This window comes from Treponema phagedenis (assembly GCF_008153345.1).
In the GTDB taxonomy this organism is placed as follows: Bacteria; Spirochaetota; Spirochaetia; order Treponematales; family Treponemataceae; genus Treponema; species Treponema phagedenis.
In genome coordinates this window covers 1553673-1570391 of sequence record NZ_CP042818.1, presented here as the reverse complement: position 1 = coordinate 1570391, position 16719 = coordinate 1553673, and the positions used below count along the sequence as shown (strand labels likewise).

Genomic DNA, 16719 nt, shown 5'->3' with positions numbered 1-16719 from the left:
CGTTAAAACAAATTATTTTAAGCATTAGAACAGTTTAGAAGTGTTAGGAGGTTTTAGATGAAACCGGATTATAAAAATTGGGTGCCGAAAAACATGTTGTACTTATTGGCTTTTTTAGCTACTCTTTCTTATGTAACAACATTTTTTCTACAGCAGCGACTGCAAACAGGTACAATAAAAAATATACTGTGCCTATTATTTTTGATTATAGCTATTATACTAAGTGCCGTTTTTGCATGGATGATGAGAATGTATCGAGCTTTTTCCTATAAGGGAAAGCGGAAATTATCTAAAGATATTATTGAAGGACTTGCCAAATATGTTGAAGTACCTGAAAATGGATTAGCATTAGATGTAGGTTGTGGAAGCGGTGCTTTGACTATTGCCGTAGCAAAAAAGAACCCGACAGCTAAAATCATCGGTGTTGACCGCTGGGGTAAAGAATACAGCTCTTTCAGCAAAAAACTTTGTGAAGGCAACGCAAAGGCGGAAGGTGTCTGCAATGTGGAATTTGCAAAGGGAGATGCAACCAAATTAGATTATCCTGATGAAAGTTTTGATGCCGTAACAAGCAATTACGTATATCACAATATTACTAAGATGAATAGGCAAGAACTTCTTTTAAAAACACTTCGTCTTTTAAAAAAAGGGGGTACATTTGCGGTTCATGATATTTTCTCTACAGGGAAATATGGCGATATGCAGTCTTTTATTAAAAAATTAAAAGATATGGGCTATGAAAACGTTCAACTTATAAATACGACGAATGGCATATTTATGACGAAAAAAGAAGCTGTAAAATACGCTTTAAAGCACTCGGCTATCCTTTGTGGAAAAAAATAAAATAAATTAGGTTTTAAAATGGAAAGAATCCCATATCAATGGCGCCTGTATTCTGCAGACAAATAGCAAGCAATCTCGCCATCGGTCCTGATATATCTCAAAGAACTATAGAAAGAGCATTAAAAGAGCTACAAGAGACCGGTAAAATAGGACAAGTAGGAAGTGGGCGATCGACAAAATATATTAAGATTTAAGTTTTAGGTAAACAGCGGCTGGCAGAAGCATATTTTATGCTCGCACGGACAGTAAATATTTTCGTCCCAAATGCGCTGATTTGGATGAAAAGCAATTGCGGCTAGACAAAAAAAAGCTAAAACTATTGACAAACTTCCGAGATTACGATATTATCCGAGTTAGCCTAAGATAACTTAGTTATCATAAAATTAAAAGGTGAAATAATGGCAGAGCCAACGGGATACGATTTAACACATAAAAAAATATTAGATAGTGCGAAAAAAATTTTTCTTAAGAAGGGTTATGAAAAAACCAACTTACGGGAGATTTGTGCCAATGCGGGAGTTACAACGGGAGCTTTTTATAGGCATTTTAAAAATAAAGAAGCTGTATTTTCCGAATTGGTAAAACCGGTTGTTCAATTAATTCATCAGATGTATTCAAAAATTAAAAAGGAATCTTTTGACAGCTTGAAAAAAAATCATCCCGAGGATTTAGCAAAACTTAATTTAAATGGAGCCATTGAAGCAACTGTTCTTATGTATAAGAAAAAAAAGCTTTTTGAACTTTTAACCTGTAAATCATATGGAACAAAATATGAAAATTTTATTGACACAATAGTAAAGATGGAAGATATTAATCGTAAAAAATCAAATGCTATCATCGCAGAGAGCAAACAAAAGGAAGTTGACATTCCCGATGAGGCTATGCATTTACTCAATCATGCATATGTCAGCGCATTAAAGGATATTATCGTCCATGGAAAAAGCGAGGAATACGTACGGGAAAATACAAAAATAGTAACTGAGTTTTTTAATGAAGGTTGGAAAAAGCTCAGAGGATTTTAAAAAAGATAGATTCTCTTTTTTTTAACCCGTATGATAACTAAGTTAGCTAACTATGTTATTACGATATTAAAAAAAGGCATTTATCACAAATTTACACAGGCAAGAGAAAGAGCAAGCTCTTGGAAAATATATAATTTTATGGAGGCATCGTATGCAAAAACAAAGCTTTAATGCAAAAGATTTAATCAATGTAGGTGTATACACTGCGATATACCTAGTCGTTTTTTTCGTTGTAGGAATGATGAATGCAATTCCGATTCTATATCCTGCAATGTATGTTGTATTACCCGTTGTAACAGGGATTCCGTTTATGTTATTTCTAACGAAAGTTGAAAAATTCGGCATGGTTAGTATCATGGCGGCAATTTTGGGAATCTTCTGGTATTTTATGGGCTACACTTGGTTGGCACCTGTCGGATATATTATTTGCGGGATCGCCGCAGACTTAATATTAAAATCCGGCGATTACAAAAGCTTTAAAATGGATGTCATAGGATTTTGGATATTCTCATGCGGATTGATTGGCTGTCAAATGCCGATGTGGATTATGGCAGACACTTATATGGCAGGAGTCGAGCAACAAATGGGAAGCCAATACGCAAGTGCTCTGGCAAAATATATGCCATGGTGGATGGGTCTTGTAGGAATAGCAATATTGCTGGTTGGTGCAATAATTGGAGCAAATTTAGGAAGGAAGATGCTTAAAAAACACTTCACGAGAGCAGGTATTGTTTAATGGAAAAGTACGAGGTGTATCAACCACCGGAAAAACACGGATTTAATCCGGATCCTCGTACAAAAATTCTATTTATGGTCTTTATTACTACATTCATGACCTTTGTACATAAAGACTTATTTATAAATATTGTAATAACACTGATTTCGATAATGTTACTACTATCAAACAGACAATTCCGAACAGCCCTCATCTACGGCGGCTTGTTCGGGTTGGCTGTTATCGCGAATTTTACGAAGGATATTTACGTATTACCTACCCTACTCAATATGATTTCGGTGCTTTTAAATGCTGTTATTATAAGATTGTTTCCGATTTTTATGCTGGGTTACTACGTTATAAAATCTACCAAGACCAACGAATTTATAGCCTCAATGGTAAAATGGCATGTTTCAAATAATTTTATAATCCCAATGGCGGTAGCCTTTCGGTTTATACCGACCTTAGCTGAAGAGCATAGAGCAATCAGGAATGCTATGAAAATGAGGGAGATAGGTTTCGGCACAAAACGTTTTTGGAAAAATCAGGGATTGCTTTTAGAATACGTAACAATACCGCTTATGGTATCTGTGGTTAAAATCAGTGACGAATTGTCTGCCGCTGCCCTCACCCGAGGACTTGGCAGACTTGAAAAGCGCACGACTATTGTCAATATAAAATTCGGAAAACATGATTTTCTCTTTCTCCTTATTTCGATTTTTCTTGTCGTATTAGCAATTTATAGGAGGTAGTCCCGTGATTAAACTTGAGAATGTATCCTTTGTTTATGACAGCGATGAAAGGGCGGCAGGAGTTTACAATGTAAGCCTTAATATAGCAAAAGGCGAAGTGCTTGTACTTTGCGGAGAATCGGGATGCGGAAAAACTACAATTACAAGACTAATCAACGGGCTTGTTCCGGGATACTATAAAGGTAAGCTCAGCGGCGAAGTGACAGTGAACGGAATTAAGCTATCAGAAAATGCTATGAACGAATTGAGCGAGCATGTGGGTTCAGTATTTCAAAACCCCAAAACACAATTTTTCAATATAGATTCTACCGGCGAAATTGCCTTTGCCTGTGAAAATTTCGGAATAGAACAGGAAGAGATATACAGGCGAATCGGAAGAGTGTCTGCGGATTTGGAAATCCGGGACTTGCTTGACCGCAACCTGTTCTCCATGTCAGGCGGAGAAAAACAAAAAATCGCCTGCGCTTCTGCGGCAGCGATGGAGCCCAAAATATTTGTTCTTGACGAGCCCTCATCAAATTTGGATTTAAGAACAATCGGAACATTAAAAAAGACAATTGGAAAGTGGAAAGCTCAAGGGGCAACCATCGTGATTGCCGAGCATAGATTGGAGTATTTACAAGAGCTCACCGATAGATTTATTTACATGAAAAACGGAAAAATCGAAAAAGAGTTTTTAAAAGAAGATTTTCAATCATTATCAAACCGAGAATTAAACCAAATGGGACTGCGCAATTTAAGCCCGGTTGAATTTGATAATATTATGATAGAAGAAAAACTTAATTCTGAGAATTTTATAATCGAAAATCTAAAGTTTAGTTACAATCAAAAAGAATTTTTAGATATTCCTTCGTTAGAGCTGCCGCAACATGGGATTATCGGCGTTATAGGTTTTAATGGATCGGGTAAGTCAACTTTTTCCAACTGCATGTGTGGGCTTGTAAAAAAAGCGAAGGGAACATTGCTGTATGGAAATCAAATTTTTGGAGCAAAAGAACGAATAAAAAAATGCTTTATGGTGATGCAAGATGTAAATCATCAGCTCTTTACGGATTCCGTAAAGGAAGAAATCGCGATAAGCATAAACGATGATGAAGAAGGCGCAGAAAGCCGCATTTGTGAAATTGGAAAAAGGCTGCATTTAGAAGCATTTATGGAGCTGCATCCTATGTCTTTATCAGGAGGCGAAAAACAAAGGGTTGCCATTGCAAGTGCAATTGCCGCCGATCGGGATATTTTAATTTTAGATGAGCCAACCAGCGGTCTTGATTATCGGCATATGATGGAAGTATCCAATGAGTTAAAGAGGCTGAGCAAAATCGGAAAAACAATTTTCGTCATTACCCATGATCCTGAACTTATCAATCTAAGTTGCAATTATTTTATTTTTTTAGACAAGGGAAAAGTAAAGTGGTATGGAGGCAGAACAAAAGAGATTTTATCTAAGGTAGAAAATTTTTTTAGGGATGGGGAAAATTAGATATACGGGAAGAAAAGAAGATCGGTTGTGTTAAGAATGTTTGTAATGATTAAACGATAAACACAGAAATTTGGTCGTTAAAAAAAACATTGTAATTAAAAGAGATTTGTGATATAGTAACAGAAAAGCACATATGACAACTATTTTAAGGAGAGAGAGAAAAAACCGTAAATAAAACGTGCAAAGGGTTTTAAACGATAGAGCTTTGTCAAACTCTTTAACTAAATCAGAACGAGCATAGAGAATAACGGAAAAAAGTATACCAATGTTTGCATTCTATTTTATACGCTCTTAAAATGGCTTTAGGACTGATAGAGAGTGACTGAAAAGATTATTTCGAAACAGCGGGCTTAATCTATAAAAGGAAATTAAAAAACCGATCCGGAAATCAAAGAAATACGCAGCACCGTCGCCATGGCTGCAATGCCGGAAGAAAAATTGTACTGCCAAAAAAAACAGCAGGAAATAAGTGAAAGAGAATTATTTTTTATTGAATGGGAGGTGAGATGAATGAGACCATATCGTAATTGTTCAGGCAGTTCAAATATTATTTCTTATCAAATATTTGAAGATGCTATTCATGTTGTATTTAAAAGTGGTAGATATAGAAACTATTTATATACTTATAGAAGACCTGGTAGATATGCGGTAGAACATATGAAAAATTTGGCAATACAAGGCATAAGTCTAAATTCTTATATTACATCTGTGGTAAAAAATAATTATGAGAGGAAATGGTAAAAATGAAATCACAAAATGAAGAATTGATCAATTTAATTATTCCAATATTAATTAAAAAGGGATTATTTTTATCAGATGATATGGAAAGGTATAAAGAAAAATTAGAAACAGGGAATATGAAGACTGAAGCTTGGTTGTTAGTCATAAAAAAGCTATTATAAAGAAAAGATGGGAGCCGGTAAATAAATATGTCTAATTCATATTTAAGATTAAGACCTTTTGTAGCATTAATACTTTTTATTAGTGCTTATTCTCCACTAATGCTTATTATGTTAATTAAACAAATAGATTTTAATATGCCATATTACTTGAATTCACCAATAACCAGTTTGATATTATTAGTAGTAGCTCTATTAAGTAGTTTGGTAATGCTTTTAACGGTAAAAAATATAAACTCTGGTTTGGTGGTTACAATCAGCAAAGCTTCAAGTAAATCTGGGGATACGTTCGGTTATACAATACCTTATGTGCTCTCTTTTATGGATATTGATTTGAGTGACTGGCAAACTATGGTAGCAATAGTTTTATTTTTATCAGTATTATTCATAATGTCTTATCGGACCCAAACGCTTTTTATTAACCCGATTTTAGCAATTGCAGGCTATATGCTAATTGATTGTACATTTAAGAGGCAAGGAAAAGAAATTCAAGCTATGGTAATAACAAGAAAACCAATTAGTGCAGGAGAGGAAATTTGTTTAGATAGGCTTTCACACTATTTATATATTCGTTCTCATTCAGACTATAAAAATTACAAGGAAACAACATGAACAAAACAGTTAATAAACTAATAAATGAAATTAAAGATGCGAATTTTAATAACTGGTCGGTTTCTTTTTGGTTGATAAAAAGAAAAATTTCTGTATCTAAATCTAAAAAAGAAAGTATATACTTAACATTACGTGTTGATATGGATGATAAGCTACCAAAAAGATTTAAGGGATATTTGAAAACACAACTACAAAATCAAAATCGAAAATATCATCTAGAAAATTATGATTACAGTAATGCGGATGGTGATGGTGTATTGTTAACCATGGATTCAGATGATACCGATTTTACTAAAGTTGAAAGTGAAATTAGCAAAGGGCTTGATAATGATAGGGTAAGTTCTTACTCTGATTTACTCAATTCATGGGCTTATGTAATTTTGTTTGAAAGCGGTAATAAAAAATTATATGCATGGAAGAAGATCAGTGCGGATACACAACCTAAAAAAGCAAAGGCTAAAAATAGTGTATTTTTCTATAACCAAATATTAGTTGATTTGGATGACAAAGATGTATTTGCTGTTTATCCAAATTATGATTTTTTTGTTTATAAAGGAACTATATTTATTTCCAGTAAAGGTCAGTTTGAAAGTTCTATGAATTTTAGAGAAGGAATCAAAGCTAAGTCTAATCAATTATTGAAGGAATTAAAAGAACTTGAAATATTTCAGAACATTGAATTAATTGATGAACATATAGGAGATAATCTTCACTACTTGCGAAAAATGGCTTCTATTTTGAAATCCGGATATTATAAACAACCTAATTATATCAATAAATTGATTGCGATAAACAAGAAGGAAAATTGGCAATTAAAAGTAGAAAATGGGAAAATTATTGTTGAAAAAGAAACTATAGATTTATTATTAAAATTACTCAATAATGATCGGTTGCGTTCTCTGATTAATGATGAAATATTTGATGCTGTTGTAAAATCAAAAGTTAATTAAGGTAGTAAATTTATGCCCAACCAAAAACTGGAACTAACCTGGATAGGTAAAGAAAAACGTCCGAAGCTAGAGGCTCGGATATTATTGGAAGATGCGGAAAAATCGTATCACGCTAAAGTGCGGTCTGAAAATGCACAGTTTGATAATCGGCTGATTTTTGGCGACAACCTCTTGGCATTGAAAGCCTTGGAGCAAGAATTTTCAGGCAAGGTGAAATGTGTGTTTATTGATCCGCCGTATAATACCGGCAGCGCCTTTACCCATTATGACGATGGATTGGAACATTCCATTTGGCTAAGCTTAATGCGTGATCGCTTGGAAATTATCAAACAATTACTTTCCGATGACGGTTCATTGTGGATCACCATTGACGATAATGAAGCCCATTATTTAAAAGTACTTTGCGATGAAATTTTTGGGCGGGGGAATTTTGTTGGAACTATTGTATGGCAGCACAGTATACAAGGGAAAAATGATGCCAAATTACTTTCGTTGCATCATAATTACATTTTAGTTTATAGAAACTCTGATTTATTTGTTCGCAAACTTTTGCCACGAACTGAAGAACATAACACTAATTATAAAAATCCTGATAATGATCCACGAGGTGCTTGGCGATCAGGAGATGTAAGAAGCCCTAACTATAGGGAAAATCTTAGATACGTTGTAAAAACGCCAAGTGGTAAAGAAATTCAACCACCACCGAATGGATGGCGCTGGAGTGAAGAAACGTTTAAAGAAAAAGTAAAGACAGGAGAAATATCTTTCTTAGATGATGAAACAAGAGTTTTAAGAAAAATTTATCTTGTCGATCAAGTTGGACGAGTGCCAGAAAGTATTTGGTTTGGCAAAGAGGCTGGAACTACTCGTGATGCGAGTAATCATTTAGCCTCGATAATTGAAGACATTTCTTTTGATACTCCAAAACCAGAACAATTAATTGAACGTGTTTTACAAATAGCCACCAACCCCGGCGATCTCGTCCTCGACTCTTTCGCAGGCTCCGGCACCACCGGTGCAGTCGCGCATAAAATGGGGCGGCGTTGGATTATGGTAGAACTGGGCGAGCATTGTCATACGCACATTATCCCGCGTTTACAAAAAGTGATTGACGGCACGGATCAGGGCGGCATTTCCAAGGCGGTGAATTGGCAGGGCGGCGGCGGGTTTCGTTATTATCGCTTGGCGCCGACCTTGATTGTCAATGATCACTGGGGTAATCCGGTTATTAACCCCGAATACAATCCTGAAATGCTGGCTGCGGCTTTGGCAAAGTTGGAAGGTTTTACGTATCAGCCCTCTGAAACGCTCTGGTGGCAGCATGGTTTTTCCAGCGAACGGGATTTTATTTACGTTACCACGCAAAACCTATCGCCTGAGCAGCTGCATGTTTTATCCGATGAAGTGGGCAAAAACAGTTTATTAATTTGTTGTTCAGCGTGGCGCGGCATTTCAGCGGAGCAGGCGGCGGAACGCTGGCCTAATCTTTCCTTAAAAAAAATCCCGAAAATGGTGCTAAACCGCTGCGAATGGGGGCATGATGATTACAGTTTGAATGTGGCGAATTTACCTTTGGCGCAAGCAGTAATTGAATCTGAAAATCAAAATCAATCAAAAGATAAGCTGCCTGAAAAGCAAATTGGTTTATTTGATGAATAGGAGCAGAAAAATGCATGTTATTATTTTCTTTGCAAACAATGTTACACGCTTATTAAAACCCACTAAAGGATAATTATATGTCTAAAAAAATACAGCATTATATTAACGGTCGCTTGTCCCTACGCGCACCGCAAGTAGAAAGTTTAGCTACATTAAAACAAGCCTTAGACACCGCCCCTGAAATATTGGAACAGCAACGGGATATCACTACGATTTTAGAAAAATTGAAAGCCGCATTTCCGGCCTTGCAACATTTTGAACGTGAATTCCCTTCATTGTGTTTTGCGCTGGCAACAGGCGTAGGAAAAACCCGGTTAATGGGCGCATTTATTACCTATTTACATTTAGCCCACGGCATTCATAATTTCTTTGTACTGGCACCGAACCTCACCATTTACGATAAATTGATTACTGATTTTTCATCCAACACGCCTAAATATGTTTTTAAAGGGATTGGGGAATTTTCGATCAATCCGCCGAGAGTGATTACCGGTGATAATTATCTACGGCAAGATATTTATTCCGGTAATTTATTCAGTCCAGTACAGATCAATATTTTCAATATTTCTAAAATCAATTCTGAAATCCGAGGCAGTAAGGAGCCGCGTATTAAACGAATGCAAGAAGTGTTAGGTGATAGCTATTTTAATTATCTTGCTCATTTACATGATTTAGTTTTATTGATGGATGAATCGCATCGCTATCGGGCACAAGCCGGCATGCGCGCCATTAACGAATTAAACCCGCTCTTAGGTTTGGAATTAACCGCAACACCTTTTGTCGAATCGTCTAAAGAACCTATCCCTTTTAAAAATGTGGTGGTAAATTACCCGCTCGCTCGCGCGATCGAAGACGGCTTTGTGAAAATTCCTGCGGTTGTAACACAACGCAATTTTGACGCCAAAAATTACGAGCCTACAGAAATTGAAAAAATTAAATTGGAAGACGGCATACGGGTACACGAACACACAAAAGCGGAATTGATGACCTATGCTCACTCAAATGCTCTTCCTGCCGTTAAACCGTTTATGTTGGTCATTGCACGCGACACCACTCACGCGGCGCAATTATTGGCATTATTGGAATCCGACGCATTTTATAGCGGACGCTACCGCGGCAAAGTGATTCAGGTTGATTCTTCTAGAACGGGCAAAGATGAAGAAGAAATGATTAGTCGATTGTTGGCAGTAGAAAGCGTTGATGAGCCGACTGAGATTGTTATCCATGTGAATATGCTAAAAGAAGGCTGGGATGTTACCAATCTTTATACGATTGTGCCGTTGCGTGCAGCGAATGCGCGGACTTTAATTGAACAATCTATCGGGCGCGGCTTGCGTCTTCCCTACGGCAAACGCACCGGCGTAGAAGTAGTTGATAGACTGAATATTATTGCACACGATCGCTTTCAGGAAATTATTGACGAAGCGAATAGAGGCGATTCGGTATTACGTTTAAAACAAATCATTTTAGATGCGCCGAGTGATGATGATTCTACAATCAGCGTAGAAATATCCAGTAACATAGAAAATAGTTTGAGCTTCGTAAACAGGCTGAATGAAAAAGAACAAGCCGGCATTTCACAGTCTATTACCTATCAACCCGTCTTTCATACCGAAACAGAAAAACACATTGCCCAAGCCGTTATGGAGGAAGCAGTTAAATACGAAGCAAACCCCGATAAAACTCCCACATCTCGTGCTTTATTGCAGCCTGAAATCCAAGCACAAATCATTGAGAAAATACAAAAGCAACATCCCCCTCAAAGTGCATTAGCACTTGATTCCGCATCGGACATTGCCGAGGTGGTAGCCAAAGCAACACAGCTTATCGTGGATCAAACGATTGATATTCCAAGAATTATTGTTCAACCGGTCGGTGAAGTAACAACAGGTTTTAATCATTTTACCATTGACGAACTGCCTCATTTCCAACCCGGACACCGCGAAATTCTTGGCCAACAGCTTACAGAGGATAACCGTCAATTTACCTTAAGCCGCCAAACCGGTATTCGTGAAAAACGTCTTGAAGATTATATTGTCAAAAAACTCATGGATTTTGATGACATAGATTATTTTACTCAAGCGGATTTCCTCTATGACTTATCCGCTCAGGCAGTGCGTTATTATCAAACACAAAAATATTCAGAGGATGAATTGCATGAAATATTCGATACGTACGGTGCACAACTTGCTCAAGTGATTCACGCACAAATGATGGAGCACTTTTGGGAAAAAGCCGCATCGTATGAAACCAAAATCAGCCGCGGTTTTACTGCGCTAAAACCCTGTCATTATACGACTGTATCGGATGGAAAAATTTATTCAATAAGAGAAACACCGCAAGACCTTAGCCGCATGAAGCAACTGCTATTCGGCTATTTTAAAAAATGCCTCTATCCGGTACAAAAATTTGATTCCGATACCGAACGCCGTTTTGCTATTATTCTGGAGCGCGATGCCCAAAAATGGTTTAAACCTGTTAAAGGGCAATTCATGATTTACTATAAATTCGGCGTTAATGTTAACGAATACATACCTGATTTTGTGGTAGAAACTGATGATGTCATCTTAATGGCAGAAACCAAAGCCCGCACGGATATCAGCAGTCCTGAAGTTACAGCAAAAGCCGAGGCAGCCGTAACATGGTGCCGCCATGCCTCTGGTTATACACAGCAACACAACGGCAAACCGTGGCTTTACCTTTTAATTCCGCATGATGAAGTAACTGAAGCGAAGCGATTAGAAGATTTTTTTCGCTTGCAAATAACATGAGGTTGTTTAAAAAACAAAAATGAATTTTTCTAACATCCTTGTTTGCTTGATTAGTGCGTTCTACCGCCTAACCTTAAACACTCTAATCCTATGATCTAAAAAATCAGAAAGAATTATTGTTTTGTTGTCAGGCGAAAGTTGAATTGTGTTCAGCTTGTTAAACACCGTAATAGTTTTAATAAGCGAGTCGTCTATAATCTTTATATAAAGCATTCACAAGCCTAAGTGAAAAGTCAAAAACAGAAGAGTTAATTGTATAAGATATAATAACTTATCTCCTTTAATTTTGAACATAATGCGGGCTATAAAAAAGTTGTTATAAATAGTATACTGTAAATCAGTAGAAAATTAAAAGAAGGCTGTTTTGAATAATAAAAATTTAAATATTCCGATTGATGATGTTGTGGCACGGTGGAGAATATGAAATATGTATTTGTACATGGTTTAATGCAAAAAGCAAATGCTTGGGATATTGTTATTGAACGTTTGGATTTTAAAGATGAGATTATATGCCCATCGTTATCCTTTAATTCGGAGAATGGGACTTTTGCGGAAACATATAATAATTTTGCTGAAGAATTTAATGGCCTTCCCGATTCTATTAATTTATGCGGTTTATCTTTAGGCGGGCTTATCGCTATTAAGTATACTATCGAGAATCCGGAAAAAGTTAATTCACTGGTTTTAATAGGGACTCAATATAAAATGCCTGAGCTCTTAATGAAAATACAAAATTTATTTTTTCACTTAATTCCCAAGAAAGTTTTTTTGAAACAGGGTTTTGATAAAAAACAAATTATGAACATCACTAAATCCATGTATAAAATTGATTTTGCAAAGGAATTAAAAAGCATTAATTGCCCGATAAAAATAATATGCGGGTTAAAAGATAAAGCTAATTTAAAAGCCGCTAAAGAGCTTAATAAATTAATTAAGAACTCGAGTTTAACTTTGATGGAACAAACCGGACACGCCGTCAATGAAGAAAAGCCTGTCGAGTTAGCTGAAATATTAACTCGCTTTTATAAGGAACTAAAATTTTAACTCAGCATTTTTAAATACATATGCAATTATTCATTCATATATCAGGCAAATCAGTTTTCCATACATGCAGTTTACGGAATGATAGTGTTTACAAAATTTAAAATAAGACTTACAATCACAACAAAAACTCAAAAACAAACAAGGGTAAATAAAAAAAGTAACCAAAGTATTTTATACCCATAATTGCAGCACTTTTAATCTATGGAATCGTAACTATGATCATCTTCAAAAAGGAAAAGCAAAAACAATAATCAGAACCGCCAGGGATGCCCGTGCTTTAAAACAGCAGCAATGTTTTAAAAGCACAAGTTTTTTTCCAAGTGCTTTTAAAACTCGTGGGACAGTTTTTACCACGAACGGCAAAAACTAACCTGAACACGTTTTTCGATTCGTATAAATATATTAAAACGCAATGAGTTATCAGAAAAGCGCCGGGCATTGCTGCTTTTGCTTTATGCAAAGTTTAAACCGCAATGCCCGCGCCGTATCGTGGTAACGTTCGGTGTTACGCAAATATGCCGAATATGACCGATCCGAGTATCAAGATCATGGCGCCTCCGATGCGGGAGCTTATTTGCGCAAAAGGCATAAGTTGCATTCTATGTGCGGCGCCTAAAACAGCAACGTCGCCCGAGCCTCCCCTGTTTGCCATGCAAAGCCCTGCGGTAATTGCCGCTTCAACCGGATAGAATTTCATATATTTTGCCACAAGCATAATCAATCCTATCGCGCCGTATACAATTGCAAGCGCAATAAAGAAATTGCTTGGCGATAAGGCGTTGATAATTTCTTTTACGTCGGTTTCAAATCCTACCGCCGCCATCAACACCCAAATCATATGTTTTGCAAAGAACACCTGCATTTTTTTTGCACCCGATTTTAGTGATACCGGTACAACATTGAAGATGTTCAGCAAGGCGGTAATGATAATAAGGAAGGCAAGCCGGTGGATTTCAAACGGAGCATTCAGTAACTCCCAAAGTTTTCCAAGAATAAGCGAAAGAAGGGTGAGTCCGCCGGTAAAAAATAAGGCGGCGGTAAATTCCGTTTGTCCCGATTCAACAACATCTTCTTTATCTTTTACGCCTTCGGCTTCGGAATCCATCATGAGGGCGCCGTTTCCCGTTAACGAGGGCTTTTTTTCTCCAAGCATGTTTAACAAGGCGCCAGTAATAATCGCAAGAATGTTTGCGATGGTTAAAATTGAGATGGCAAAGGCAAACCACTCAGATGCTGGCCTGCCGGTTTTTGTTGCCCACATTTCAGAAAGCGGGATGGCGCCTGCTCCGGTGCCGCCGCCCATAATGGGAAGCACATAATTCATCACTACATCAAGTGGCGCTTTGCCGAAAAGCAAACCAACTGCAACGCCGCCGATGGCAGAACCAATGACGCCGATAATTATGAGCGGAATGTAGCCGCCAATGGCTTTAATCAGTACATGCCTGTTCACGGTTAAAACAGAGCCGACAATAAGAGCGGGAATAAATAGGTCAAGAAAATTTATCGGATTCTTGTTATAAAAAATAGTAGCTGCCTTTAGTAATGTCTCGGGAACAAACTGATAGGTGCCGAAAATAGCGGCTGCAAAGAATACAAGAACGGTGCCGCCTCCGACATAATCATTCCAGTACGGAATGCGGTCCCCTATGTTGCCGAATAGAATACCGAAAACGCCTAGAAAGGTAAGCATGCCGAAAAAAGAAATACTTGTTTTTACGTTGCCATCTTTTATGGACGTAATAAAACCTCCCGGAACACCCTTATACGGTGCATACACAATAATAAGCACAATGGCAACCATCACCGCGAACATGGGTAAACTCAGTCCGCTCCATTCAAATTTTTTCAGATCAAAAAGATCTTTAAAACTCTTTTTTTTCATTCCATTCTCCTAAAAAAAGTTTTTGAGGAATCATCAGAGCCTACGGCTCTGTTCTGCAAGGAAACTGATTGTATTATCCGCTAACGCGGATGGCAAATCAGATTCCGAAAAAAGTTTTTTCTGTAATTTGTGCGGCCAAGAAAAAATTCAAAGCCGTACAAATTACATACAATCAGCGATGTTTCGCAAACCGACATGCAGAAGCGAAACTCGACAGATACCCAAGCCGGCGCCATTTGAGACGGCTTGGGTATCCATTCTCCTAAAAAAAATTTTTTCTGTAATTTGTGCGGCAAAGGAACAATTCAAAACCGTACAAATTACTATAACGTTTTATAATTATCTTCCGTGTATGTTAATCGAAACATCAACAGAAGGCTTGGGGATTCAACATTACTATGGTAAATTGCTCACCGTTGCCAATTCCGAACGATGTTTTGCCTGACACCCGGCGTAAACAGGCAAAACTCGTTGGCGAAGTTACAGTAAATTTTCAAAACTTCGCCCAAGCTTTTTTTATAAAATTTTTTATAGGTTATTCCGCCGATTGATAAATAATATCGATGATGCTCCCATCGCGGTATTCAACAAGGCCTACGATGCGGTCGGTAAAGGGGACTGCATCGGGTTTTCCCGTTAAGTTTTCCGCAAGCGCTTGCAATTCTTCGATACTGCGTATGGGTAAACCGGCGGCTTGAAAGTTTTTGATAATATCCTGCCGATTGGGATTAACCGCAATGCCGTAGTCGGTGCAAATAACATCGACTGCCTCTCCCGGAGTGCATACGGTGGTAACCTTATCAACGATAATCGGAATACGGGATCGGATAAGCGGAGCGAGGATGACGCTCATGCGTGCCCCTACCGCCGTATCCTGATGCCCGCCGATTGCCTGATTGATTACGCCGTCGGAACGGGTCATTACGTTCACATTAAAATCAGTGTCAATTTCAAGTGCGCCGAGCATGACAAAATCCAAGTTGTTAACGGCGGGTGCCGGCAAGTTTGGGTTTGCATAAAATGAAGCACTGATTTCATAATGGCGGGGATTTTCTCCGATTGAGCGAACCGCATCCAAGTCAAAAGATTGGGTGTCGTATAAACCGCTCATCAAGCCTTCTTCAAGTAAGGTTACCAGCTGCGAAGTAATACCGCCGAGCCCGAGCGCACCTTTAATATTGCGCTTGAGCATTTCTTCGCGAAGCAAGGAAGTTACTGCTAAAGAGGCACCCGCCGCTCCCGTTTGGTACACAAAGCCGTCAGCAAAAAAGCCTGAATTCACAATGGCTTTAACCGCATTGGTTGCAATTAATAAATCGCGCGGGTTATCAGAAAAACGAATCGGCCCTGAAACAATTCCTTTGGGGTCTCCGATACAATCTACTTCTACCACATAATCAACCATTGTTTGGTCTACACTTGCGGGAAGATTAGGAAAGGGTACAAGATTATCGGTAATAGCAATAACACAATCGGCATATTGCGCATCAACCATCGCATAGCCCATTGAGCCGCATGCGGACTTACCGCTTCTTCCGTTAATGTTTCCCATCGGGTCGCAGCTCGGCGCCGCAATAAAGGCAACGTCAATATGCAGCTCTCCATCTTCTATTGCGCGCGCCCTTCCGCCGTGTGAGCGAATAATTACGGGCTTCGGCAATATGCCTTGTGAAATTGCCGTTCCCAACGGGTCGCGCAAGCCGCTTGACTGAATACCGGTGATAAGCCCTGTTTCGATATGGTTGATTACCGGCCCGTGGCAGGTTCCTAAAGAGCTCGGCGCAAGGGTTAAATCTTTAATGCCCAAGTCGGCAATGACATCTAAAACCATGTTTACCGTGTAATCGCCGTTTCGCATATGATGATGGAAAGAAATGGTCATTCCGTTTTTCAAGCCGGAAAGTTTAATCGCTTCTTTCAAACTGGAAACAAGCTTGGTGTCCCGGCCTTTTTTCATTCTGAGTTTTGCGCCTGCCTTCCTTCCACTCGGTTCAATTTTATTTACTCCCATAAAGGGGTCTGTTTTTCCAAAGCCGTCAACATATGAAGGAATATTTCTTCCTACCGCATTTTTTATCATTTCCATA

Annotated in this window: 13 protein-coding genes; 11 read left to right on the top strand and 2 right to left on the bottom strand. The window is 38.1% G+C overall.

Annotated features, from left to right (window positions below):
- The first annotated feature begins 57 nt into the window (after positions 1-57).
- From FUT79_RS06905 to FUT79_RS06850, 11 genes are all read left to right on the top strand, one after another.
- Positions 58-843, top strand: a complete 786-nt coding sequence (locus tag FUT79_RS06905) for a class I SAM-dependent methyltransferase (protein WP_024753533.1) — start codon at positions 58-60, stop codon at positions 841-843.
- A gap of 398 nt (positions 844-1241) precedes the next feature.
- Positions 1242-1865, top strand: a complete 624-nt coding sequence (locus FUT79_RS06895) for a TetR/AcrR family transcriptional regulator (protein WP_044635078.1) — start codon at positions 1242-1244, stop codon at positions 1863-1865.
- A gap of 151 nt (positions 1866-2016) precedes the next feature.
- On the top strand, positions 2017-2601 hold the full coding sequence (locus FUT79_RS06890; protein WP_024753530.1) for an MptD family putative ECF transporter S component: 585 nt from the start codon (positions 2017-2019) through the stop codon (positions 2599-2601).
- Complete coding sequence (locus FUT79_RS06885) at positions 2601-3332, top strand: energy-coupling factor transporter transmembrane component T (RefSeq protein WP_024753529.1); 732 nt, start codon at positions 2601-2603, stop codon at positions 3330-3332. Before FUT79_RS06890 ends, FUT79_RS06885 begins: the two co-directional genes overlap by 1 nt.
- Before the next feature lie 4 nt (positions 3333-3336).
- Positions 3337-4812 (top strand): ABC transporter ATP-binding protein, encoded by a 1476-nt coding sequence (locus tag FUT79_RS06880; protein WP_024753528.1) that lies wholly within the window; start codon positions 3337-3339, stop codon positions 4810-4812.
- A 743-nt stretch (positions 4813-5555) separates the two neighbouring features.
- Positions 5556-5714: a hypothetical protein gene (locus FUT79_RS15070; RefSeq protein WP_174897070.1), complete on the top strand. Its 159-nt coding sequence runs from the start codon at positions 5556-5558 to the stop codon at positions 5712-5714.
- Between the two features lie 27 nt (positions 5715-5741).
- The gene (locus FUT79_RS06870) at positions 5742-6323 is read left to right on the top strand and encodes a hypothetical protein (RefSeq protein WP_024753526.1); all 582 of its coding nucleotides are present in this window, start codon (positions 5742-5744) and stop codon (positions 6321-6323) included.
- The gene (locus FUT79_RS06865; RefSeq protein ID WP_024753525.1) at positions 6320-7273 is read left to right on the top strand and encodes a Kiwa anti-phage protein KwaB-like domain-containing protein; all 954 of its coding nucleotides are present in this window, start codon (positions 6320-6322) and stop codon (positions 7271-7273) included. The genes FUT79_RS06870 and FUT79_RS06865 overlap by 4 nt, the downstream gene beginning before the upstream one ends.
- Before the next feature lie 12 nt (positions 7274-7285).
- On the top strand, positions 7286-8932 hold the full coding sequence (locus FUT79_RS06860; RefSeq protein ID WP_024753524.1) for a site-specific DNA-methyltransferase: 1647 nt from the start codon (positions 7286-7288) through the stop codon (positions 8930-8932).
- 77 nt (positions 8933-9009) lie between these two features.
- Positions 9010-11703: a DEAD/DEAH box helicase family protein gene (locus FUT79_RS06855; protein WP_024753523.1), complete on the top strand. Its 2694-nt coding sequence runs from the start codon at positions 9010-9012 to the stop codon at positions 11701-11703.
- 420 nt (positions 11704-12123) lie between these two features.
- The gene (locus FUT79_RS06850) at positions 12124-12747 is read left to right on the top strand and encodes an alpha/beta fold hydrolase (protein WP_024753522.1); all 624 of its coding nucleotides are present in this window, start codon (positions 12124-12126) and stop codon (positions 12745-12747) included.
- A gap of 505 nt (positions 12748-13252) precedes the next feature.
- Here the strand turns inward: FUT79_RS06850 and FUT79_RS06845 are convergent.
- Entirely contained in the window at positions 13253-14632 is a 1380-nt protein-coding gene (locus tag FUT79_RS06845; RefSeq protein WP_024753521.1) for a 2-hydroxycarboxylate transporter family protein, read from the bottom strand.
- Between the two features lie 535 nt (positions 14633-15167).
- The gene (gene citF, locus FUT79_RS06840; RefSeq protein ID WP_148878974.1) at positions 15168-16718 is read right to left on the bottom strand and encodes a citrate lyase subunit alpha; all 1551 of its coding nucleotides are present in this window, start codon (positions 16716-16718) and stop codon (positions 15168-15170) included.
- Position 16719: the final 1 nt, after the last annotated feature.